The sequence below is a fragment of the Enterobacter cloacae complex sp. I2 genome (assembly GCF_014896205.1).
In the GTDB taxonomy this organism is placed as follows: Bacteria; Pseudomonadota; Gammaproteobacteria; order Enterobacterales; family Enterobacteriaceae; genus Enterobacter; species Enterobacter quasihormaechei.
In genome coordinates, this window is the sequence record NZ_JADBRA010000020.1 from 1 (window position 1) to 22,958 (window position 22,958).

Below are 22,958 nucleotides of genomic sequence, written 5' to 3' on the forward strand. Positions count from 1 at the left end.
TCGTCTTGCGACGTTAAGAATCCATGTCACTTTGAGTGCCCACACAGATTGTCTGATAAATTGTTAAAGAGCAGTTGCAACGCGGCTTTCAGCTCACCGTTGCGAGGTCCCGTATATTACGTTTTCCTCATTCAGAGTCAAGCAATTATTTTTACTTTTCTCTGTTGGCGTTCATCTCTGAACCCCGCTGTCCCGGCGGCCTGTAAGCCGTTGTTCCGTGTCAGTGGAGGCGCATTATAGGCAGTTCTCAGACGTTGACAACCCCTCTTTGAAAAAAAACGTTCAACCGTCTCTTTTTTGCTCAAAACCGTGCTACAGCGCCAGTTTTTCGAGCGTTTCGAAGCCGTAACGCTGTAAAACGGGTAAAAGTTGTTCAGTTTCATTTGTTATCGCCATACAGAAAGCGATGTTCGCTTCCGCTGATTTCGCATCCGGCGCCTCGTGTTCCAGCAGCCAGGCCGTCCGACGCGCAATCGCCGCACCGGAATCTACCAGCCGGGTTCCTTCAGGCAGGACCTTTAATAGCTCTTCCTGTAACAGCGGGAAATGGGTACATCCAAGAACAACCGTATCCGGGGGTTCCTGCATCCGCAGCCATGGACGCAGAATGCGGCGCAGCTCTTCAAGCGAGACCGTCTCGCCGTGCAGCTTCGCTTCCGCCATTTCCACCAGCTCCGCGGAACCGAGCATGGCGATCTGGCATTCATTAGCAAAGCGCTCAATAAGCTCGCGCGTATAAGGACGTTTTACCGTACCGCGCGTCGCCAGCAAACCCACGATGCCGTTCGCCGTCAGGCGTGCAGCAGGTTTAATTGCCGGCACAACGCCCACAACCGGGAACGGGAATTTTTCGCGCAGGGCAGGAAGAGAGACCGTGCTTGCCGTATTGCAGGCAATCACCGCCAGCGCCAGGGGGTAGCGCTTTTGAACCGCGGTAACGATTTCAACCACGCGCTCAACGATAAAGTCTTCACTCTTTTCCCCATACGGGAACGCGACGTTATCGAAGGCGTAGATGTAATGGAGATCCGGCAGGAGCTGCCGAATCTCATCATAGACTGAAAGCCCACCGACGCCGGAATCAAACACCAGCACGGTGGGACGCGGATCAGAAGGTGTAGCTGCCAGACAAGGTGTATTCCCGTCCTGCAGTTTCGTAGCCATAAACTGTCTCGTAATCTTTATCGAACAGGTTGGCTATTTTACCACGAACTGTGAGATGAGAGGTGACAGGATATGAAACCGCGACATCCCACAGGCTGACGCCGCCCATTTTTACGCGTTCTGTTGCATAGGTATTGGGATCAACGGCAACGTCATAGCGGGTGCCCAGATAACGGTACGCCAGATTCCAGTCGAGGTCCCACACCTGCCAGTCAAGCTGATACTTAACCTGCTGCTTTGAGCGACGCGCCAGGACCTCGTTGGTTTTCGCATTGCGCGAGTCAACGTAGTCATAAGAAATTTGGTGCCCTACCGGTCCGGTATCGAACTGCGCCGTCGCCTCAATCCCTTTGATGCGAGCCTTATCCACATTGTAATAACGGTAGGTCCGCGGGTCGCTGTTAATCAGGTTATCAATATCATTACGATAGCCCGTCACGCGCCAGTTTACCGGCCCCGTCAGGCCTTCAAAACCGCCTTCCCACTGCTTACTCTCTTCTGGCTTCAGGTCCGGATTGCCGTAATCCTTACTGTGGATCTGGCTCATGGTCGGCGCTTTATACGCTGTGCCGTAAGAACCGATGATGCGATACCCGTCGATGAACTCCCACGCGGCGCTGGTCTGCCAGGTGGCATGATTGCCAAAGTTAGAGTTATCGTCATTACGCGCCGCTGCTTCCAGCGTCACGCTGTTGAACTGCTGCATCGCTGAAAGGAACACGCCGGTGTTACGCTGTTCGTAACCTTTTTCCAGATAGCCCGTTCCCGCCTGGGTTTTCTGCTTCTGCCAGTCCAGACCCGCGCCGATATTGCCGTGCCCCACTTCAACCGTATTCAGCCACTGGGTGGTGTACTGCTTCACGTCATCCATGGTTGCGGAGTCAGCGTAGCGGCCTTTTTTCGGATCATAGTTCTGGTCTTTGCTGCGGCCATAGCCTGCCACCAGCTGTGACTGGAAGATACCCTGGTTGTAACGCAACCCGGTGTCCCAGTTCTGGCTGTAGACCTGACGCGTGTCCGGACGCCCGTCAATGCCGGTCGCGCCATAATGATCGTAACCGTCGTACGCGGAGCGGTTATCGTAGCCAAAGCCACGGAAGAACCCGCTGACGCTGTCGGTAAACTGCTGTTCCACCGAGCCAAACAGAGATTTACTCATAAAACCATCGCGGTCTGGCTGGCGCGGGGCATCTTTTGCGGCAATATCAAAACCACGGGTATAGGTGTAATCCCCGGCCATGGTGATTTTCGTTTTATCGAACACCTGCTGGAAGGCACCGTTATAGTTTTGATACCCCTTTGAACCAACGCCCGCCGAAATTTCCGCGCCCGGCTTATCGCGCCCGGTGATGATGTTAATGACGCCGCCAATCGCGTCGGAGCCGTACAGCGCCGAACGCGGGCCGCGAATGTACTCTATACGCTGAATCAGCGAGGTCGGGATCTGACTTAAGTCGGGAACGTTGCTGATCCCGGCATTGTTCAGGGGGATGCCATCAATCAGCACCAGAACATGACGGGATTCCGTACCGCGAATAAACGTAGAAGAGGCCGACCCCATCCCTCCGCTTTGTGCGATGTCTACGCCCGGCAGGCGTGACATGATTTCCACAACGCTCGTTGCCTGCCAGCGTTCAATATCCTCACGCGTCACGACGGATGTCGGAGCCAGAACAGTTTTTGCCGGTTGTTCGAAACGGTTTGCTGTCACCACCAACGAGTCAGCGCTTTCCTGCGCCCAGCCCGAAAATGCCGTGACGGAAAACGCCGTCAACAGCGATACTTTTTTAATCATTGTTAAAGCATCCATAATATAAGAAGGATGCCGCAGGCCTCATCGATAGCACGCGATGATGAAACCAAATGCGACGTGGTCCCGGCAGGTCTTCGGGCTGGGTGGCGTTTATGGATGAAGACTTCCCGTTTTCACAGTGTCTGTAACTCTCATCCCGCCAGTCTTTACCGCTGCGCGTCAGCTCCAGATTTGCACTGGATTCCCTTTTCACTCTCAGGAGACCGGAAACAGAATGCTACAATTAGACACGTATAGATGTCCAGATAGCTATTAGCCATTAAATCTGGACATCCCCTGCACAATCCCTACAATCCCCGCGTAATTCTTTCTCACTCAGGATGCATCATGACCCCAGAACACCTCCCGACAGAACAGTACGACGCACAGCTGGCAGAAAAAGTTGTCCGCCTGCAAAGTATGATGACGCCATTCAACGCGCCCGTTCCTGAGGTGTTTCGTTCTCCGGTCAGCCACTACCGTATGCGCGCCGAGTTTCGCATCTGGCACGATGGCGATGACCTGTACCACATCATTTTCGATCAGCAGACGAAATCCCGCATTCGCGTAGACAGTTTTCCGGCGGCAAGTGAACTGATAAACCAGCTGATGACGCTGATGATTGACGGCGTGCGCAACAATCCAGTGCTGCGCAACAAGCTGTTCCAGATTGACTACCTGACCACCCAAAGCAATCAGGCCATTGTCTCTCTGCTCTATCATAAAGCGCTGACCGACGAGTGGCGCGAGCAGGCCGAAGCCCTGCGCGATGCGCTGCGCGCGCAGAACATCAACGTGCACCTGATTGGCCGCGCGACCAAAACCAAAATCATGCTGGACCAGGATTACGTCGATGAGCGTCTGCCGGTAGCGGGTAAAGAGATGGTTTACCGCCAGGTGGAGAACAGCTTCACCCAGCCGAACGCCGCCATGAACGTGCAGATGCTGGAGTGGGCGCTGAACGCGACGGAAGGGTCGACGGGCGATCTGCTGGAACTGTACTGCGGTAACGGTAACTTCTCGCTGGCGCTGGCGCGTAACTTCGAGCGCGTGCTGGCGACGGAAATTGCCAAACCGTCGGTGGCGGCCGCGCAGTACAACATCGCCGCTAACCACATCGATAACGTACAAATCATTCGTATGGCGGCAGAAGAGTTCACCCAGGCGATGAATGGCGTACGTGAGTTTAACCGCCTGCAAGGCATTGATTTGAAGAGCTACCAGTGCGAGACGATTTTTGTCGATCCGCCACGCAGCGGGCTGGATAGCGAAACCGAGAAGATGGTGCAGGCGTACCCGCGTATTTTGTACATCTCCTGTAACCCGGAGACGCTGTGCATGAACCTGGAAACGTTAAGCCAGACGCACAAGGTTGAACGTCTGGCGCTGTTCGATCAGTTCCCGTATACGCACCATATGGAGTGCGGCGTACTGCTTACTGCAAAGTAATGTGAATCTTGTAGGGCAGGTAAGCGAAGCGACACCTGCCAAAAAAGCCGGATGGCGCATCGCTTATCCGGCCTACATTGACAAAACCCTTTATTCTGGCAACTGGCTCTTGCGGCTACGCATACGAGAGCCAATCCAGAACACCAGCGCCACGGACAGTACCGCAGGCAGGAAGTTAGAGCCAATATCCGGGTATTCCGCACGCACCACGGTGCTGTACAGCAGCACACCCAGGATAAAACTGGCTGCGGCCAGCCCCGGTAACCCGACAGGCATGGTGCGGTTCAGATAACGTTGATGCAGGCAGTACACCGTCAGCACCAGCGCGATAATCGGGAAAATCGAGAACGGTACAATTGAGCTGAAAACCGCCGCAAACGTACCATTAATGGATAAGCCAGCGATCAATGCCAGCAACAGCGTTCCTTTATCCTGACCTGACTGTTTCATTACTCACCTTCACTCATCGTTTTGATGTGCCAACTTCTCTTGTTCACGGCGATACCAGTAGTACGCACCTTTAGAAATCATCCGCAGCTGCAATACCAGTCGCTCTTCGAGTTGCTTACGTTGTTCAATGCTGACGTCCAGCGCTTCGGCACCCGCGCTGAACACAATCGTCACCATCGCCTCAGCCTGTGCTTCGGTAAACGCACGCGGCATATGGTTTTCGAGTTCCAGATAGTCGGCAAGTTCCGCGATGAAATGCTGAATTTCACGCGCGACGGCGGCACGAAACGCGGCTGACGTCCCGGAACGCTCACGCAACAGCAGGCGAAACGCGTTAGGGTTATTGCCGATAAATTCCATAAACGTCGACACGGAGGTGCGGATCACGCTGCCGCCTTTGGCGATACGCTGACGCGCCTGACGCATAAGCTGGCGCAGCATTAAACCGCTCTCGTCGACCATGGTCAGGCCCAGTTCATCCACATCACGGAAATGACGATAGAAGGACGTTGGCGCAATCCCGGCCTCGCGCGCCACTTCACGCAGGCTCAAACTGGCAAAACTCCGCTCAGCACTCAGTTGACTGAATGCGGCTTCCACCAGCGAACGCCGGGTTTTCTCTTTTTGTTGTGCTCTTACGCCCATCACGATAGTTGAATCCTTCCAAAGGCCCGTTGGCACTATACCAGAGAATAAAATTAATCTGTTTACCTGGCTTTGTGAATGATTGTTTACGCGCGGTTTGTGCCCCACTGCCCGAAAAAAGCACAACGATAATTGGGTTACCCAGGCAATGATGTTATGATTCTGTTGCTTTTATGTATAAGAACAGGTAAGCCTTGCCATGCCACATTCCTACGATTACGACGCAATAGTTATTGGTTCCGGCCCCGGCGGCGAAGGTGCTGCTATGGGTCTGGTAAAACAGGGAGCCAGAGTAGCGGTGATTGAGCGCTACCATAATGTTGGCGGCGGTTGCACCCACTGGGGCACCATCCCTTCGAAAGCCCTCCGCCACGCCGTTAGCCGCATTATCGAATTTAACCAGAATCCTCTTTACAGCGACCACTCCCGACTTCTTCGTTCCTCCTTTGCCGATATCCTGAATCACGCAGACACGGTCATTAACCAGCAGACGCGCATGCGTCAGGGTTTTTATGAGCGCAACCACTGTGAAATTCTGCAAGGCAACGCCCATTTTGTGGATGAACACACCCTGGCGCTGGAGTGCCACGATGGTTCGGTTGAGACGCTCACCGCTGAAAAATTTGTGATCGCCTGCGGTTCCCGTCCGTACCATCCGGCAGACGTGGACTTCTCGCACCCGCGCATTTACGACAGCGACTCCATCCTCAGCCTGCATCACGAACCACGCCATGTGATCATCTATGGTGCGGGGGTGATTGGCTGTGAATATGCGTCGATCTTCCGCGGAATGGAGGTCAAAGTTGACCTGATTAACACCCGCGACCGCCTGCTGGCGTTCCTCGATCAGGAGATGTCCGACTCTCTCTCCTACCACTTCTGGAACAGCGGCGTGGTGATTCGCCACAACGAAGAGTACGAGAAGATTGAGGGCTGCGACGACGGTGTGATCATGCACCTGAAGTCTGGTAAGAAGCTGAAGGCAGACTGCCTGCTGTACGCCAACGGCCGTACCGGCAACACGGATTCATTGCAGCTGGAGAATATCGGGCTCGAAACCGACAGCCGCGGTCAGCTGAAGGTCAACAGCATGTATCAGACCGCGCTGCCGCACGTATACGCGGTGGGCGACGTGATTGGTTACCCAAGCCTGGCCTCCGCTGCGTACGATCAGGGCCGCATCGCCGCACAGGCCCTGGTGAAAGGTGAAGCGACGGCGCATCTGATTGAAGATATCCCGACGGGTATCTACACCATTCCGGAAATCAGTTCTGTCGGGAAAACCGAACAGCAGCTGACGGCCATGAAGGTGCCTTACGAGGTGGGTCGTGCCCAGTTTAAACATCTGGCGCGGGCGCAAATCGTGGGGATGAGCGTGGGTACGCTGAAGATCCTGTTCCATCGCGAGACGAAAGAGATCCTCGGTATTCACTGCTTCGGTGAACGCGCGGCGGAAATCATTCACATCGGCCAGGCGATCATGGAGCAAAAAGGTGGTGGCAACACCATTGAGTACTTCGTTAACACCACCTTTAACTACCCGACCATGGCGGAAGCCTATCGGGTAGCCGCGCTGAACGGCTTAAACCGCCTGTTTTAACGCGCTGTCGAAATGGCCATCCATCGCACCGCGGATGGCCTCTGCCAGCTGCTCATAGCGGCTGCGCAGCGGTGAACCCGGACGATAAACCAGACCAATGGTGCGACGCGGCTCCGGCTTGATGCACGGCAGATAGACCACGCCATCGCGTTTACGCTCGTGCGGCACCGCCAGCGCCGGCAGCAGCGTAATACCGCTTCCCGCCGCCACCATATTACGCAGCGTTTCCAGACTGGTTGCGCGGAAATGGGTATCTTCGTCAGCGCCCGCTTCGAAGCAGAAGCCCATCGCCTGATCGCGCAGGCAGTGACCGTCTTCCAGCATCAGCAGCTTTTCCCCGGCCAGATCGGCCATCGGCACGCGATCGCGGTTCGCCCATGGGTGATCTTCATAGATCGCCAGCATCATCGGTTCGTCGAACAGCGGCACTTCAATAAATGCTTCACTCTCTTTGACCAGCGCCAGAATCGCACAGTCGAGCTTGCCGCTGTCCAGCTGCGCCAGCAGCTGATGGGTTTGCGCTTCGTGCAGGTACATTTCGAGTTTCGGGAACGTCTGGTGCAGCATTGGAATGATTTGCGGCAACAGGTACGGGCCAACGGTTGGGATCAGGCCAATATGCAGCGGGCCGGACATCGCCTCCCCCTGCTGGCTTGCCATTTCCTTGAGCACTTTGACCTCGCGCAGCACGGTGCGCGCCTGATCCACCAGCAGCAGACCTGCCTGGGTGAACAGTACCTTACGACTGGTGCGCTCCAGCAGCATTACGCCCAGCTCATCTTCCAGCTTGCGGATCTGTCCGCTCAGGGTAGGCTGGCTGACGTGGCAGGAATCTGCCGCGCGGCGAAAATGGCGGTGCTCGGCTAACGCTACCAGGTATTCAAGATCACGAATATTCATTATTCATCCTCCGTCGCCACGATAGTTCATGGCGATAGATAGCATAGCAATGAACGATTATCCCTATCAAGCATTCTGTTGAATAATACGCCACATAGACGAGGCGGCCGTGTTTGACCCTTGACGTCCCCGCACCGTCAGCGAGTTTCTCTCAAAACTCGAAAAACTAAAGCCAACGTGAACTTTTGCGGACCCCGTGGTCCGCTTTTTTTTTGCAAAAAAAAGCCCAACTCAGGGTTGGGCGGGGGTTTTGTAGGTCGGGTCAGGCGAAGCCGCCACCCGACGTTTCAGGCATCAAATCAGGCGGTTTTTCGCATCCGCAATCGCCTGCGCCACCTGCTTCGGCGATACGCCGCCTTTCGCTGCACGCTTATCCAGGCAGGATTGCAGGGCCAGAATCGGATAGACGTCATCCCCGATAACCGCGCTGAATTTTTGCAGGTCGGCCAGCGCCAGCGCTTCAAGGGCTTTACCCTGACGAATCGCTTCCACAACCGCTTCGCCCACAATATGGTGCGCCTCACGGAACGGTACGCCTTTCGCCACCAGGTAGTCCGCCAGCTCGGTGGAGTTAGCATAGCCCTGCTGCGCCGCTTCCTGACAGCGCGGACGTTTCACCTGAATGCCGTCCAGCACCAGCGCGCCCATGTGCAGACAGTCCAGCCAGGTATCGAGCGCGTCGAACAGCCCTTCTTTGTCTTCCTGCATATCTTTGTTATACGCCAGCGGCAGCCCTTTCAGGGTCATCATCATGCCGGTGAGCGCGCCCTGCACTCGACCGCACTTGCCGCGGATCAGCTCCAGCGCGTCCGGGTTTTTCTTCTGCGGCATCAGGGATGAGCCTGAGGTCACGCGGTCGGACAGCTCCACGAAGCCCGCTTCGCCAGAGTTAAAGAAGATCAGGTCTTCGGCAAAGCGCGACAGGTGCACCATTCCGATAGACGCATTCGACAGCAGCTCCAGCACGTGATCACGGTCAGAGACGCTGTCCAGGCTGTTGCGGGTGGCGGAAGCAAAGCCCAGCCAGCCTGCCAGCTGCTCGCGGTCGATTTCATATGCGGTACCGGCCAGCGCGCCGCTGCCCAGCGGGCTCACGTCCAGACGCGTTAAGGTATCCTGCAATCGGCTTTCATCACGCGCCAGCATCTCAACGTAGGCCAGACACCAGTGCGCAAACGTCACCGGCTGCGCGCGTTGCAGGTGGGTATAACCCGGCATCACCGCGTCCTGGTTGTTCTGCGCGGTTTCCACCAGCGCGCCCTGCAACTGACGATTTGCCGCCAGCAGTTCGCCTATGGTCTCTTTGCACCATAGCTTCAGGTCGGTCGCAACCTGATCATTACGGCTACGGCCGGTATGCAGTTTTTTACCCAGCTGACCGACTTTGTCGATGAGTTTGCCTTCCACCCAGCTGTGAATATCTTCGGCATCGCTCTGGAGGATTTGCTGCGGATCCAGACGCACCTCTTCCAGCAGGTTGTTCAGCGCCTCTTCCAGCTGCTGCTGTTCGTCTGCGGTCAGCACGCCAACGGTCACCAGCGCTTTGGACCAGGCCACAGAGCCGACGATATCCTGTTCGGCCAGGCGGTAGTCAAAGCGCAAAGAGTCGTTGAACTGTTTGAACCGCTGATCCGCTGCCTGTGTAAAACGCCCACCCCAAAGTGCCATAACGAATTTCCTTAATGATGATATTTTTGCCCGGTGGCGCTGCGCTTACCGGGCCTACAAAATTCACGTAGGCCGGATAAGCGAAGCGCCATCCGGCACAGAATCTTAAGCCAGAATACGCGTACCAATCGGCGTGCCGTTAAACAGCGCCGGAAGCTGCTCCGCGTGGCGCCAGGAGGCGATATCCACCGGGCGACCCAGCGTGCGCGCCGCATCCAGCGCCGCATTCACCTTAACGATCATGCCGTCGGTAATAATGCCCTGATCGATCAGCTGCTCGGCTTTTGCGGCGGTCATTTCCGCAATACGCTGGCCTTTGCCGTCCAGAATGCCGCTCACGTCGGAGAGCAAGATCAGGTCAGCGCCCAGCGTGGCCGCCAGGGCGGTTGCCGCCTGGTCCGCGTTGACGTTCATCAGCTCGCCCGCTTCGGTCACGCCGATAGAGCTCACTACCGGCAGAAAACCGCCTTCCAGCAGGGTGTTAATCAGCTTAGGCGAACCTGGCTGCGCCAGTCCAACATGGCCGAGCTCTTCGTCAAGCTGGGTCACTTTTACGCTGTCACCGTCGCCCAGGTAGAGGCCAACGGAGGCGATATGGTGTTTCTTCGCCCATGCCAGCAGCGTTTTGTTCGCCGTGCCCGCCAGCGCGCCGGTAATGATGTCAATCTGGTCAGCAGGGGTGACGCGCAGGCCATTTTTCTTTTTCACCGGCAGATTCAGCCCTTTCATCAGCTCATCCACCACGCAGCCGCCGCCGTGCACAATCACCAGCGGACGCTGGTGCGATTCGCGATAGTTCACCAGCGCGGTAAACAGGCGCTCCAGCGCTTCTTCACTGTCCAGCAGTACACCACCGAGTTTGATAATTAATGGGTTCATCATCACACCTTAAATAAGAGCCTGCGTTTCAGGGAAGCCGAAACGAATATTTGCACACTGCATTGCCTGCGCGGCAGCGCCTTTGAGTAAGTTATCTTCTGCGGCGACCACAATCAGATGCTCGCCCTGTACGGCAAAGCCGATGTCGCAGAACGGCAGGCCAACCACGTTTTTCAATGCCGGCACGCCTTTGTCGTACAGACGCACCAGCGGTTTATCCGCGTATGCCTGCGTGAAGGCCTCGCTCACCTGCGCCTGGGTCACGCCCGGCTTCAGGCGGCAGGTAATGGTTTCGAGGATCCCGCGCGGGAAGCTGCCCAGGTGCGGGGTGAAGATCACCTCCGCGCCCAGATGCGTGGTGATTTCAGGGTGATGACGGTGATTGAACACGCCATACGGCTGAAGGCTCACTTCGCAGAAGCTGTTGGAGATAGCGGCCTTGCGCCCTGCTCCGCTCACGCCGCTGGTGGCGTTGATCACCGGCCACTGGTGCAGATCCAGCAGACCGGCGTCGATCAATGGCTTCAGCGAGAGCTGCGCCGCCGTCGGGTAGCAGCCCGGCACGGCAATCAGGTTCGCTTCTTTCAGTTTATCGGCGCTCCACTCCGCCAGGCCGTAGACCGCTTTTTCAAGCAGATCCGGATGCTGATGGGAAAAACCGTAATATTTTTCGTAGAACGCGCTGTCGTTTACGCGAAACGCGCCGGAGAGGTCAAAGACCACGCAGCCGGCCGCTAAAAATTGCGGTGCCAGGTCGTGGCTGACTTCATGCGCCGTGGCTAAAAACACCACGTCAACGCCATCGGTGAACTCGCTGATGTCGGACATCGGCTGCAACGGCAGATCGACAATGCCCTTAAGCTGCGGATGCAAATCAGAAATTAACTTTCCGGCATCATTGCTTTGCGCTGACACGGTCAAAGCGGTTATGGTCATATGAGGGTGACGATTTACGTAGCTTACAAGCTCTGCGCCCGCATAACCGCTAGCGCCTACAATCAGCGTATTCAACATCGGGTTCCTTTATGCTCAACGTTAATGTATTTTTATTCACATTTATTGCATGAATATTGATACTATCACGACCTAAGGTGTGTCAACAATGAAAATGAACTTACCGCCATTTATCGAGATTTACCGCGCCCTGATTGCCACACCCTCCATCAGCGCGACGGAAGAAGCGCTGGATCAGAGCAATGAGTCTTTAATCAATCTGCTGGCGGGTTGGTTTAGCGATCTTGGGTTTAACGTTGAGGTTCAGCCCGTCCCCGGAACACGCCACAAATTTAACCTGCTCGCCAGTACCGGAACCGGTGCGGGCGGCCTGCTGCTGGCCGGTCATACCGACACCGTGCCGTTTGACGATGGCCGCTGGACGCGCGATCCGTTCACCCTGACCGAACACGACAACAAGCTCTACGGTCTCGGCACGGCGGACATGAAAGGCTTCTTCGCCTTTATCCTCGACGCGCTGCGTGACGTGGACGTGACAACCCTGAAAAAGCCGCTCTACATTCTGGCGACCGCCGATGAAGAGACCAGCATGGCGGGTGCACGTTATTTCTCTGAAAACACGTCGATTCGCCCGGACTGCGCGATCATCGGCGAGCCCACCTCTCTGCAACCGATTCGTGCGCACAAAGGCCATATTTCTACCGCGGTGCGCGTGCTGGGCCAGTCCGGTCACTCCAGCGATCCGGCGCGCGGCGTGAACGCCATTGAGCTGATGCACGACGCCATTGGCCGCATCATGACCCTGCGCGACGATTTGAAAGAGCGTTATCACTACGAGGCGTTTACCGTGCCTTATCCAACGCTGAACCTCGGTAGCCTGCACGGTGGCGATGCGTCCAACCGTATCTGTGCCTGCTGCGAACTGCATATGGATATTCGTCCGCTGCCGGGCATGACGCTGAGCGATCTGGATGGCCTGTTGAACGAAGCGCTGGCTCCGGTCAGCGAGCGCTGGCCGGGACGCCTGACGGTCTCTGAACTGCATCCGCCGATTCCAGGCTACGAATGCCCGCCAGACCATCAGCTGGTTCAGGTCGTGGAAAAACTGCTCGGCGAGAAAACCGACGTGGTGAACTACTGCACCGAAGCACCGTTTATTCAGACCCTGTGCCCGACGCTGGTTCTTGGTCCTGGCTCCATTAACCAGGCCCATCAGCCGGATGAGTATCTGGAAACCCGCTTCATCAAGCCCACCCGCGAACTGATTACCCAGGTTGTGCATCATTTCTGCTGGCATTAATGACGCTTCCCCTCTCCCTGGAGAGGGGGAAAATCCCGCGATCTCCGTCACATTCCCATAAGCATCTCTTATCTGACGCGAAGCGAATTAAATTTCGTAAATTGCCCGCATTTATTCGTTTGCTGAACCGTTTTCGCAGCAATTGACGACGGGGGTTTTACGTGGCTTTATAAAGGGAGATGACAAAATAATGTCCAGAAGATTTTCGCCTGGGCATAAACAAAAATGATGGGGTGACTGGGTTTTTATGAACGAACAATATTCCGCGTTGCGTAGTAATGTCAGCATGCTCGGCAAAGTGCTTGGAGATACCATCAAAGACGCATTAGGGGAGAACATTCTCGACCGCGTTGAAACCATCCGCAAGCTGTCCAAATCTTCCCGTGCCGGTAACGAGGCAAATCGTCAGGAGCTGCTCACCACCTTGCAGAACCTTTCTAACGATGAGCTGCTGCCCGTTGCCCGCGCCTTTAGCCAGTTCCTGAACCTGGCAAACACCGCTGAGCAATACCACAGCATTTCGCCAAAAGGCGAAGCGGCCAGCAACCCGGAAGTCATTGCCCGCACCCTTCGTAAACTCAAAGACCAGCCCGACCTCAACGAAGCGACCATCAAAAACGCGGTGGAATCCCTTTCGCTGGAGCTGGTTCTGACCGCACACCCAACCGAAATCACCCGTCGTACGCTGATCCACAAAATGGTGGAAGTGAACAACTGCCTGAAGCAACTGGATAACAAAGACATTGCCGACTACGAACGTAACCAGCTGATGCGCCGTCTGCGCCAGCTGATTGCCCAGTCCTGGCACACCGATGAAATTCGTAAGCATCGCCCAAGCCCGGTCGACGAAGCCAAATGGGGCTTTGCGGTGGTGGAAAACAGCCTGTGGGAAGGGGTGCCTAACTACCTGCGCGAGCTGAACGAACAGCTGGAAGAGAACCTCGGCTATCGCCTGCCGGTAGACTTTGTGCCGGTGCGCTTTACCTCCTGGATGGGCGGTGACCGCGACGGCAACCCGAACGTGACGGCGGAAATCACCCGTCACGTCCTGCTGCTGAGCCGCTGGAAAGCGACCGACCTGTTCCTGAAAGATATTCAGGTGCTGATCTCCGAGCTGTCGATGGTAGAAGCGACGCCGGAACTGCGTGCGCTGGCCGGTGAAGAAGGTGCCAGCGAGCCGTACCGTTTCCTGATGAAAAAACTGCGCGGTCAGCTGCTTGCAACTCAGGCCTGGCTGGAAGCGCGCCTGAAAGGCCAGCGCCTGCCAAAGCCAGAAGGTCTGCTGAGCCAGAACGAACAGCTCTGGGAACCGCTATATGCCTGTTATAAATCGCTCCAGGCCTGCGGAATGGGCATCATTGCGAATGGCGAACTGCTCGATACCCTGCGTCGCGTGAAGTGTTTCGGCGTACCGCTGGTGCGTATCGACGTCCGTCAGGAAAGTACCCGCCATACCGAAGCGCTGGGCGAACTGACCCGCTATCTCGGCATCGGCGACTATGAAAGCTGGTCCGAAGCCGACAAGCAGGCGTTCCTGATCCGCGAGCTGAACTCCAAGCGCCCTCTGCTGCCGCGCAACTGGGAGCCAAGCAATGACACCCGCGAAGTGCTCAACACCTGTAAAGCGATCGTGGATGCGCCGAAAGGATCGGTGGCCGCCTATGTGATCTCCATGGCGAAAACCCCGTCCGACGTGCTGGGCGTTCACCTTCTGCTGAAAGAAGCGGGCATCGACTACGCTCTGCCTGTCGCGCCGCTGTTTGAGACCCTCGACGACCTGAACAACGCCAACGACGTGATGACCCAGCTGCTTAACATCGACTGGTATCGCGGCTTTATTCAGGGCAAACAGATGGTGATGATTGGCTATTCCGACTCCGCGAAAGATGCGGGCGTGATGGCCGCTTCCTGGGCGCAGTATCAGGCGCAGGACGCGTTAATTAAAACCTGCGAGAAAGCCGGTATTGAGCTGACCCTGTTCCACGGACGCGGCGGCTCCATTGGCCGTGGCGGTGCGCCTGCCCACGCAGCGCTGCTCTCTCAACCGCCGGGAAGCCTGAAAGGCGGCCTGCGCGTGACCGAGCAGGGCGAGATGATCCGCTTCAAATACGGTCTGCCGGAAGTGACCATCAGCAGCCTGTCGCTCTATACCAGTGCGATCCTGGAAGCGAACCTGCTGCCGCCGCCGGAGCCAAAAGAGTCCTGGTGCCGCATCATGGACGAGCTGTCAGACATCTCCTGCGACCTGTATCGCGGCTACGTGCGTGAAAACAAAGACTTCGTGCCTTACTTCCGTTCAGCAACGCCTGAGCAGGAGCTGGGTAAACTGCCGCTGGGTTCGCGTCCGGCCAAGCGTCGCCCGACCGGCGGCGTCGAGTCCCTGCGCGCCATTCCGTGGATCTTCGCCTGGACGCAAAACCGCTTAATGCTGCCCGCCTGGCTGGGTGCCGGTGCGGCGCTGCAAAAAGTGGTGGAAGACGGTAAGCAGAGCGAGCTGGAAACCATGTGCCGCGACTGGCCGTTCTTCTCCACCCGTCTGGGCATGCTGGAGATGGTCTTCTCGAAAGCCGACCTGTGGCTGGCGGAATACTACGATCAGCGCCTGGTGAAACCAGAACTGTGGACGCTGGGTAAAGAGCTGCGCGAGCTGCTGGAAGGCGACATCAAGGTGGTGCTGGATATCGCCAACGATTCCCACCTGATGGAAGACCTGCCGTGGATCGCCGAATCAATCCAGTTGCGTAACATCTACACCGACCCGCTGAACGTTTTACAGGCTGAACTGCTGCACCGTTCCCGCCTGGCGGAAGAGGAAGGTAAAGAGCCGGATCCGCGCGTTGAACAGGCGCTGATGGTGACGATTGCCGGCGTTGCGGCGGGTATGCGTAACACCGGTTAATGCTTAATGCCCGGCAGCGCTAAGCCTGCCGGGCACATCTCGATCTTCCCTCTTCCCTGCCGCCCGTAAGGCAATCACGCTTCCCTTAGACATAGCGCAACAAATGTCCGGCACGCCGGGAGTAGAGTGACTCTCAGAGCCGTTCGAACAGGACAGGATTTACCTCAAACACTAAGGGAGTAATGTTATGGACCGTATTATTCAATCCCCGGGAAAATACATCCAGGGTGCTGATGTGCTCACCCGTCTCGGCGACTATCTGAAGCCGCTGGCAGCCCGCTGGCTGGTGGTGGGCGATAAGTTTGTGCTGGGTTTTGCTGAAGAAACCCTGCGCCAGAGCTTCAGACAAGCCGATCTCCACGCCGAAATTGCGCCGTTTGGCGGCGAATGTTCGCAAAATGAAATCGATCGTCTGAAAAAACTGGCCGACAGCGCCGACTGTCTGGCAGTGCTGGGTATCGGCGGCGGTAAAACGCTGGATACTGCCAAAGCGCTTGCGCACTTTATGAACGTTCCGGTTGCCGTTGCCCCGACCATCGCCTCCACCGATGCGCCGTGCAGCGCCCTGTCCGTGATTTACACCGACAGCGGTGAGTTCGAGCGTTATCTGATGCTGCCGCACAACCCGAACATGGTGATTGTCGACACCAAAGTGGTGGCGGGTGCACCGGCTCGCCTGCTCGCCGCCGGGATTGGCGACGCGCTGGCTACCTGGTTTGAAGCGCGCGCCTGCTCGCGCAGCGGCGCCACGACCATGGCGGGCGGCAAGTGCACGCAGGCGGCGCTAGCGCTGGCAGAGCTGTGCTACAACACGCTGGTTGAAGAGGGTGAGAAAGCGATGCTGGCGGCAGAGCAGCACGTGGTGACGCCCGCGCTGGAACGCATTATCGAAGCCAACACCTATCTCAGCGGCGTGGGTTTTGAAAGCGGCGGTCTGGCGGCGGCGCACGCCATTCACAACGGCATGACGGCGGTACCGGATGCACATCATTTCTACCACGGTGAAAAGGTCGCGTTCGGCACGCTGACGCAGCTAGTTCTGGAGAACGCGCCGGTTGAAGAAATAGAGACCGTCGCCGCGCTTTGCCACAGCGTTGGACTGCCGATCACCCTGGCGCAGCTAAACATCAAAGAGGATATCCCGGCCAAAATGCGGCTGATCGCGGAAGCGTCCTGTGCCGAAGGGGAAACCATTCATAACATGCCTGGCGGCGTAACGGCGGATCAGGTGTATGCGGCGCTGCTGGTTGCGGACCAGTACGGACAGCGTTTCCTCCAGGAGTGGGAGTAATAAAAAAGCCGGGTGGCGCTGCGCTTACCCGGCTTACATGGCACTTTAATTTGTAGGCCGGGTAAGGCGTAGCCGCCACCCGGCACAAGGGTTACTTCACGTCAAAGCGGTCCAAATCCATCACTCGCGCCCACGCGGCAACGAAATCACGAACGAACTTTTCGTGCGCATCGCTGCTGGCGTAAACCTCGGCCAGCGCGCGCAGTACGGCGTTTGAACCGAAGACCAGGTCAGCGCGGGTGGCGGTGTATTTCACCTCGCCGCTGGCGCGATCGCTCCCGGCAAACAGTTCGTTTGAGTCGTCGGTCGCTTTCCACTGGGTGTTCATATCCAGCAGGTTCACGAAGAAATCGTTGCTCAGCACGCCCTCGCGGTTAGTGAACACGCCATTCTTGCTGCCGTCGAAGTTTGCACCCAGTACGCGCAGGCCGCCGATCAGCACCGTCAGCTCCGGCGCGGTCAGGGTCAGCTGCTGGGCTTTGTCGATCAGCAGCGACTCGGTGGTAGATACATCCACCTGTGCGCGATAGTTACGGAAACCGTCGGCAATCGGCTCGAGCAGGTTAAACATCTCGATATCCGTCTGGTCCTGACGCGCGTCCACGCGGCCCGGGGTGAACGGCACATTGACGTAAACGCCTGCCGCTTTCGCTGCCTGCTCAACGCCCACCACACCCGCCAGCACGATGATATCCGCAAGTGACGCTTTGTTGGTGGTGCGCTGGATCGCTTCCAGCGCCGGCAGCGCGCGAACCGCCGCGGCGTTAACGTCCCAGTCGCGCTGAGGAGCCAGCGCCAGACGTGCACCGTTGGCGCCGCCACGCTTGTCGCCGCCGCGGAAGGTGGATGCCGACGCCCAGGCCACAGAAACCAGCTCGCTCACGGAGAGTCCCGAGGCCGCGATTTCCGCTTTCAGGCTTTCGATATCTTCCTGAGTCGGATGGAACACCGGCTGAGGCAGTGGATCCTGCCAAATCAGATCTTCCTTCGGCACTTCCGGACCAATGTACCGCGCTTTTGGCCCCATATCGCGGTGGGTCAGCTTGAACCACGCGCGCGCAAAGGCTTCATTGAAGGCCTGCGGATCGTTCAGGAAGCGACGGGAAATTTTCTCGAATTCCGGGTCAAAGCGCAGCGTCAGGTCGGTGACCAGCATGGTTGGCTTGCGTTTTTTCGACGGGTCGAACGGGTCAGGCATGATCTCTGGCGCATCCACGGCTTCAAACTGAATCGCGCCCGCCGGGCTGCGGGTCTGCACCCATTCGTACTTGAACAGGTTCTCGAAGAAGTAGTTGCTCCACTGGGTCGGGGTTTGCGACCAGATGACTTCCAGCCCGGAGGTAATGGCGTCAGCGCCAATTCCGGTGCCGTGGGTGCTGGTCCAGCCTAAGCCCTGCGCTTCAATCGGCGACGCTTCCGGGTCAGTGCCCACGTGCGTGGCTTCCCCTGCGCCGTGCGTTTTACCGAGCGTATGACCGCCAGCAATCAGCGCGACGGTCTCTTCGTCGTTCATGCCCATGTTGCCAAAGGTGGCGCGGATTGCCGCCGCCGCGGACAACGGTTCACCGCTGGCGTTTGGCCCTTCCGGGTTAACGTAAATCAGGCCCATTTCAGTGGCCGCCAGCGGGCGCTTCGCCAGCGCTTCCGGGTCACGGTGGGTCAGCCAGGCTTTTTCATCGCCCCAGTTCACGTCCAGATCCGGTTCCCAGACGTCTTCACGCCCGGCACCAAAACCAAAGGTGCGGAAGCCGGAGTTCTCCAGCGCCACGTTACCCGCGAGGATAAACAGGTCGGCCCAGGAGATTTTTTGTCCGTATTTTTGCTTGATTGGCCACAGCAGGCGGCGCGCCTTGTCCAGGCTGACGTTATCCGGCCAGGAGTTCAGGGGCGCGAAGCGCTGTTGACCGCGACCTGCGCCGCCGCGACCGTCCACGGAGCGATAGGTGCCCGCGCCGTGCCAGGCCATACGGATAAACAGGCCCGCATAGCTGCCCCAGTCGGCAGGCCACCACGGCTGAGAATCGGTTAACAGGGCCTTGAGGTCGCCCTTAAGGGCAGAATAGTCGAGCTTGCTGAATTCTTTGCGGTAATCGAAGTCTTCACCCAGTGGGTTTGAACGGCTGGAGTGTTGATTAAGTAGATCGATGCGGAGTTGTTTAGGCCACCACTCTTTGCTGCTGGTACCTGCACCCGCGCTATGATCGACGCCGCCCTGATGGAACGGACATTTGCCGGCAGATGCCGCGTTATTGGTCTCGTCTGACATGCTCATCGCTATGCTCCCTTTACAGTGTTACCGTTACGATATACACCACTAGCGATAAGAGATAGTTGAATTAATCCACAGATTCGATAGTTAATACCTTTTAACTATCGGTTCGATTAAAAATCCCTCATCTTTGTGAGGGATTTTGCTTTACAGGGCAGGACGAACGCCCAGCGTGTGGCAAATGGCGTAACTCATTTCCGCGCGGTTCAGCGTGTAGAAGTGGAAATCTTTCACCCCTTCGCGGCTCAAGATCTTCACCATGTCCATGGCGATATTGGCGCCCACCAGCTTGCGGGTTTCCGGATCGTCGTCCAGCCCTTCGTACATTTTGGACATCCACAGCGGAATGCGCACGTTGGTCATATCGGCAAATTTCTTCGCCTGTTTGAAGTTCGAGACCGGCAAAATGCCCGGAATGATTTCAACATCAATACCCGCCGAGACGCAGCGGTCGCGAAAGCGCAGGTAGCTTTCCACGTCAAAGAAGAACTGAGTAATCGCGCGGTTGGCACCGGCCTCCACTTTACGCTTCAGGTTAAGCAGGTCTGCCTGGGCGCTTTTCGCTTCCGGGTGAACTTCAGGATACGCCGCAACGGAAATATCGAAGTCCGCCACCTCTTTCAGCAGCCCGACCAGATCGGCGGCAAACATCTCTGGCTTACCGCTGCCCGGCGGAAGGTCACCGCGCAGGGCCACAATGTGGCGAATGCCATTATTCCAGTAGTCCTGAGCGATGGCGCGCAGCTCGTCGCGGGTGGCGTCGATACAGGTCAGGTGCGGCGCCGCTTCCAGGCCGGTTCGGTCTTTAATGCCCTTAATGATGCTGTGCGTGCGGTCACGCTCGCCGGAGTTGGCACCGTAGGTTACGGAAACAAACTTCGGTTTAAGACTGCTCAGGCGATCGATAGAGCTCCACAGGGTTTGCTCCATTTCACTGGTGCGCGGCGGGAAAAATTCAAAAGAGACGTTAATCTGGCCGTTAACTTCTGCCAGGCTCTGATTCAGGGCTTCCCGCTGGTTGGCGTGAAAAAAGCTCATACCTTACCTCTACCTTTCGCGTGTCGTTGTTTATTGTGCTGTGAACTTCTATACGTTTAGACGTCCAGATGTAAAAATGACGGAAAAGCGGAGTGGCGTCAACTGAAATAATCAACAATAACGGTGAGGATTGCTCAGGGAAGATGAGGGGCGTTCATGATGGGGGTGAGTGCGGTCTGCCGCCCTCACCCTAACCCTCTCCCACGGGGAGAGGGAACAAGCGAGATTACAGCAGCTTAGCCAGTCGGTTGATGTCAGACTGGATTGCCCCGGCGGTGACATCGCGTCCCGCGCCCGGGCCACGGATCACCAGCGGATTATCGCGGTACCAGCGGCTTTCAATGGCGAAGACGTTATCGCACGGCAGCAGAGCGGCCAGCGGATGCTCAGGACGCACCGCCTCCACGCCCACGCGCGCTTTACCGTTCGCCTCGAAGCGTGCCACGTAGCGCAGTACCAGGCCCATCTCGTTTGCCGCTTCCAGACGCTGCACCATCTGCTCGTTCAGCTCGTCGCCGTTCTCAAAGAAATGATCTACGGACCCTTCCTCGCAGCCCGCAGGCACCAGCGACTCAACGCGCACCTGACCCGGCTCAATGTCGTAGCCCGCTTCACGCGCCAGGATCACCAGCTTGCGCATCACGTCTTTACCGGCAAGGTCAACGCGCGGATCCGGCTCGGTTAAGCCCTGCTGCCACGCCTGATCCACCAGGTCGGTGAACGGAACGGTGCCATCAAACTGCAAAAACAGCCAGGAGAGTGTGCCGGAGAAAATGCCGCTCAGCGCCAGAATGCTGTCGCCGCTTTCAATCAGATCACGCACGGTATGGTTAACCGGCAGACCTGCACCAACGGTGGCGTTGTAAAGCCAGTGACGGCCCGTTTTTTCGAACGCGTCGTGGATCTGGCGATATTTATCGGTGCTGCTCGCTCCCGCCAGCTTGTTGGCGCTGATGACGTGGAAACCGTGGCTGGCGAAATCCAGATACTGATCGGCCAGCTGTTCGCTGGCGGTAACGTCCAGCACCACCAGATCGTCATACGGGTGCGCGCGCATCCACAGGAACAGCGACTCTTCATCCTGCTCAACGGCTTCATCGTTAAAGAAGGCCAGCGCCCGGCTGGCGTCCAGCCCTTCGTAGTTCAGCAGGCTGCGGCGGCTGTCCACCACGCCCGCAAGAATAAATTCGAATCCGGTACGCGCCGAAAGCGTGACCTGCTCACGGGCGAACAGCTCCAGCCAGCGGGAACCGATATTCCCTTTCCCGAACAGCACCAGGCCGATGCGTTTTTCCGCGCGGAACAGAGAGGTGTGCAGACCCTGAATCAGACTTTCAGTTGGCCCTTTACGCAGCACGGCAACCAGGCTGATGCCCTCTTCCGACTGCCAGGTAAATTCAACCGGCTGGCCCTTCAGCTGCTGCCAGAAGCGGTGGCAGTGCAGCGGGTTACGGGTGACGCCCGCGCCCACCATCGCCACCAGCGCCAGCCCCTGACGCAGGCGAAGCTCGCCCGGCAGGCCCGCTTCATCAAGAATTTTTAATGCGCTGTCCACCACTTCGGCGGTATAGCAGAACTGCAACAGCTGACGGTCATTATGCACGCCAACGGCCAGCGGACGCACCTGCGCACGTTTCAGGATCGTATCGATATCTTTATGCGCCAGCCTGAAGTCCTGGCCCGCAGGCACCTGGAACTCAATCAGGCAGATGTCATCGTGACTGGTGACAATACGCGCCCCCGTGCCGGATGCCAGCACGCGCTCGATGCGGGTGGAACCCTGATCCGGCGTGTAGCTACAGCGTAGTTGCAGGTCAATGTCGCTGCCGGAAACCGGCTGTAGCGTGCGCGCATGCAGCACCGGGGCCGCCAGACGCGCCAGCTCGCTCGCTTCGTCGAGACGCAGCAGCGGCAGCAGACAGGCATCTTTTACTTTGCGCGGATCCGCGCTGTACACACCCGCGACATCGCTCCAGATGGTGACGCGGGATACGCCCGCCAGGGCACCGATCTGCGTTGCCGAGTAGTCAGAGCCGTTACGGCCCAGCAGTACGGTTTCGCCCGCGTTGCTGCGGCTGATAAAGCCGGTGACGACAATACGTTTCCCGGGATGTTGCACCAGCAGCTGTTGCAGCAGCGGATAGGACAGCCCTTCGTCCACCTGCGGCTGTGCGGCGCGTTCCGCACGCAGGAAATCACGCGCGTCGAGCCAGGCGGCGTCCACGCCAAGATGTTGCAGCACGGCGGCCATCAGGCGCGCGGACCACACTTCACCGTGACCCACCACTTCGGCATACACCGCATCGGTGATCCCGCTGTCCAGCAGGGCCGCCAGACGCTCAAGGTCGTGCGTGAAGGCGCTAATCAGCCCGTCCGCCACGTCCGCAGGCAGCAGGCCGGCAATCAGCTCGCTCTGGTAACGACGTAAAGACTGTTGCACCTGATGCGCAGAGAGGCGATCGGTCTGGCTCAGTTTCAGCCAGCTGATCAACTGGTTGGTGGTGCTGCCCGCCGCTGAGACAACCATCATGTCCCCCGGCTGTGAATACTCGGTCATGATCCCTGCGACACGCAGGTAACATTTCACATCAGCAAGACTACTACCACCAAACTTGTGCAGCTGACGACCCTTCGCCCCTGCCTGCGCTATCACACTCATG

The 22,958-nt window shown here is 57.5% G+C and carries 16 protein-coding genes and 1 riboswitch; of the genes, 5 read left to right on the forward strand and 11 right to left on the reverse strand.

Annotation, left to right across the window (positions count from 1 at the left end; genetic code table 11):
* Positions 1-312 precede the first annotated feature (312 nt).
* Both murI and btuB read right to left on the reverse strand, forming a co-directional pair.
* Positions 313-1,164, reverse strand: a complete 852-nt coding sequence (murI, locus tag IM300_RS17090) for a glutamate racemase (protein ID WP_193037538.1) — start codon at positions 1,162-1,164, stop codon at positions 313-315.
* The gene (btuB, locus tag IM300_RS17095; protein WP_193037540.1) at positions 1,109-2,959 is read right to left on the reverse strand and encodes a TonB-dependent vitamin B12 receptor BtuB; all 1,851 of its coding nucleotides are present in this window, start codon (positions 2,957-2,959) and stop codon (positions 1,109-1,111) included. The genes murI and btuB overlap by 56 nt, the downstream gene beginning before the upstream one ends.
* A 65-nt stretch (positions 2,960-3,024) precedes the next feature.
* Positions 3,025-3,200: riboswitch (cobalamin riboswitch) on the reverse strand.
* 104 nt (positions 3,201-3,304) lie between these two features.
* Between btuB and trmA the strand changes: the two genes are divergently transcribed.
* Complete coding sequence (trmA, locus tag IM300_RS17100; RefSeq protein WP_193037542.1) at positions 3,305-4,405, forward strand: tRNA (uridine(54)-C5)-methyltransferase TrmA; 1,101 nt, start codon at positions 3,305-3,307, stop codon at positions 4,403-4,405.
* A 90-nt stretch (positions 4,406-4,495) separates the two neighbouring features.
* Here the strand turns inward: trmA and IM300_RS17105 are convergent, their stop codons facing one another.
* A complete protein-coding gene (locus IM300_RS17105) occupies positions 4,496-4,855 on the reverse strand; it encodes a YijD family membrane protein (RefSeq protein ID WP_006808647.1) in 360 nt (119 codons plus the stop codon).
* A 9-nt stretch (positions 4,856-4,864) separates the two neighbouring features.
* Positions 4,865-5,503: an HTH-type transcriptional repressor FabR gene (gene fabR, locus IM300_RS17110; RefSeq protein ID WP_003862059.1), complete on the reverse strand. Its 639-nt coding sequence runs from the start codon at positions 5,501-5,503 to the stop codon at positions 4,865-4,867.
* Between the two features lie 196 nt (positions 5,504-5,699).
* Here fabR and sthA point away from each other — a divergent pair, with 196 nt between their 5' ends.
* Positions 5,700-7,100, forward strand: coding sequence for a Si-specific NAD(P)(+) transhydrogenase (sthA, locus tag IM300_RS17115; RefSeq protein WP_003862057.1), 1,401 nt, complete (start codon positions 5,700-5,702; stop codon positions 7,098-7,100).
* Here the strand turns inward: sthA and oxyR are convergent.
* The 4 genes from oxyR to argC all read right to left on the reverse strand — a co-directional run bounded on the left by oxyR (position 7,083) and on the right by argC (position 11,561).
* Positions 7,083-8,000: a DNA-binding transcriptional regulator OxyR gene (oxyR, locus tag IM300_RS17120; RefSeq protein WP_003862055.1), complete on the reverse strand. Its 918-nt coding sequence runs from the start codon at positions 7,998-8,000 to the stop codon at positions 7,083-7,085. The genes sthA and oxyR overlap by 18 nt on opposite strands.
* A gap of 294 nt (positions 8,001-8,294) precedes the next feature.
* Entirely contained in the window at positions 8,295-9,668 is a 1,374-nt protein-coding gene (gene argH / locus IM300_RS17125) for an argininosuccinate lyase (protein WP_063865468.1), read from the reverse strand.
* Positions 9,669-9,773: 105 nt separating this feature from the next.
* Positions 9,774-10,550, reverse strand: a complete 777-nt coding sequence (gene argB, locus IM300_RS17130; protein ID WP_107534212.1) for an acetylglutamate kinase — start codon at positions 10,548-10,550, stop codon at positions 9,774-9,776.
* A 6-nt stretch (positions 10,551-10,556) separates the two neighbouring features.
* Positions 10,557-11,561 (reverse strand): N-acetyl-gamma-glutamyl-phosphate reductase, encoded by a 1,005-nt coding sequence (argC, locus tag IM300_RS17135; protein WP_063865466.1) that lies wholly within the window; start codon positions 11,559-11,561, stop codon positions 10,557-10,559.
* Positions 11,562-11,649: 88 nt separating this feature from the next.
* Between argC and argE the strand changes: the two genes are divergently transcribed.
* From argE to IM300_RS17150, 3 genes are all read left to right on the forward strand, one after another.
* The gene (gene argE, locus IM300_RS17140; RefSeq protein WP_023295619.1) at positions 11,650-12,801 is read left to right on the forward strand and encodes an acetylornithine deacetylase; all 1,152 of its coding nucleotides are present in this window, start codon (positions 11,650-11,652) and stop codon (positions 12,799-12,801) included.
* A 247-nt stretch (positions 12,802-13,048) separates the two neighbouring features.
* Positions 13,049-15,700 carry a phosphoenolpyruvate carboxylase gene (gene ppc, locus IM300_RS17145; protein ID WP_107534213.1) on the forward strand — a complete coding sequence of 884 codons (2,652 nt, stop codon included), beginning with the start codon at positions 13,049-13,051 and terminating at the stop codon, positions 15,698-15,700.
* 187 nt (positions 15,701-15,887) lie between these two features.
* Positions 15,888-16,991, forward strand: a complete 1,104-nt coding sequence (locus IM300_RS17150) for a glycerol dehydrogenase (protein WP_063449728.1) — start codon at positions 15,888-15,890, stop codon at positions 16,989-16,991.
* 91 nt (positions 16,992-17,082) lie between these two features.
* Here the strand turns inward: IM300_RS17150 and katG are convergent, their stop codons facing one another.
* From katG to IM300_RS17165, 3 genes are all read right to left on the reverse strand, one after another.
* The gene (gene katG / locus IM300_RS17155) at positions 17,083-19,263 is read right to left on the reverse strand and encodes a catalase/peroxidase HPI (protein WP_063865464.1); all 2,181 of its coding nucleotides are present in this window, start codon (positions 19,261-19,263) and stop codon (positions 17,083-17,085) included.
* 144 nt (positions 19,264-19,407) lie between these two features.
* The gene (gene metF / locus IM300_RS17160; protein ID WP_063449726.1) at positions 19,408-20,298 is read right to left on the reverse strand and encodes a methylenetetrahydrofolate reductase; all 891 of its coding nucleotides are present in this window, start codon (positions 20,296-20,298) and stop codon (positions 19,408-19,410) included.
* A gap of 226 nt (positions 20,299-20,524) precedes the next feature.
* Entirely contained in the window at positions 20,525-22,957 is a 2,433-nt protein-coding gene (locus tag IM300_RS17165) for a bifunctional aspartate kinase/homoserine dehydrogenase II (RefSeq protein WP_102750816.1), read from the reverse strand.
* Position 22,958 lies beyond the last annotated feature (1 nt).

Bases quoted from the DNA above. Each gene is read 5' to 3' on its own strand.
- murI (WP_193037538.1), bottom strand. From the start codon at position 1,164: ATGGCTACGAAACTGCAGGACGGGAATACACCTTGTCTGGCAGCTACA.
- btuB (WP_193037540.1), bottom strand. From the start codon at position 2,959: ATGATTAAAAAAGTATCGCTGTTGACGGCGTTTTCCGTCACGGCATTT.
- trmA (WP_193037542.1), top strand. From the start codon at position 3,305: ATGACCCCAGAACACCTCCCGACAGAACAGTACGACGCACAGCTGGCA.
- IM300_RS17105 (WP_006808647.1), bottom strand. From the start codon at position 4,855: ATGAAACAGTCAGGTCAGGATAAAGGAACGCTGTTGCTGGCATTGATC.
- sthA (WP_003862057.1), top strand. From the start codon at position 5,700: ATGCCACATTCCTACGATTACGACGCAATAGTTATTGGTTCCGGCCCC.
- oxyR (WP_003862055.1), bottom strand. From the start codon at position 8,000: ATGAATATTCGTGATCTTGAATACCTGGTAGCGTTAGCCGAGCACCGC.
- argH (WP_063865468.1), bottom strand. From the start codon at position 9,668: ATGGCACTTTGGGGTGGGCGTTTTACACAGGCAGCGGATCAGCGGTTC.
- argB (WP_107534212.1), bottom strand. From the start codon at position 10,550: ATGATGAACCCATTAATTATCAAACTCGGTGGTGTACTGCTGGACAGT.
- argC (WP_063865466.1), bottom strand. From the start codon at position 11,561: ATGTTGAATACGCTGATTGTAGGCGCTAGCGGTTATGCGGGCGCAGAG.
- argE (WP_023295619.1), top strand. From the start codon at position 11,650: ATGAAAATGAACTTACCGCCATTTATCGAGATTTACCGCGCCCTGATT.
- ppc (WP_107534213.1), top strand. From the start codon at position 13,049: ATGAACGAACAATATTCCGCGTTGCGTAGTAATGTCAGCATGCTCGGC.
- IM300_RS17150 (WP_063449728.1), top strand. From the start codon at position 15,888: ATGGACCGTATTATTCAATCCCCGGGAAAATACATCCAGGGTGCTGAT.
- katG (WP_063865464.1), bottom strand. From the start codon at position 19,263: ATGAGCATGTCAGACGAGACCAATAACGCGGCATCTGCCGGCAAATGT.
- metF (WP_063449726.1), bottom strand. From the start codon at position 20,298: ATGAGCTTTTTTCACGCCAACCAGCGGGAAGCCCTGAATCAGAGCCTG.
- IM300_RS17165 (WP_102750816.1), bottom strand. From the start codon at position 22,957: ATGAGTGTGATAGCGCAGGCAGGGGCGAAGGGTCGTCAGCTGCACAAG.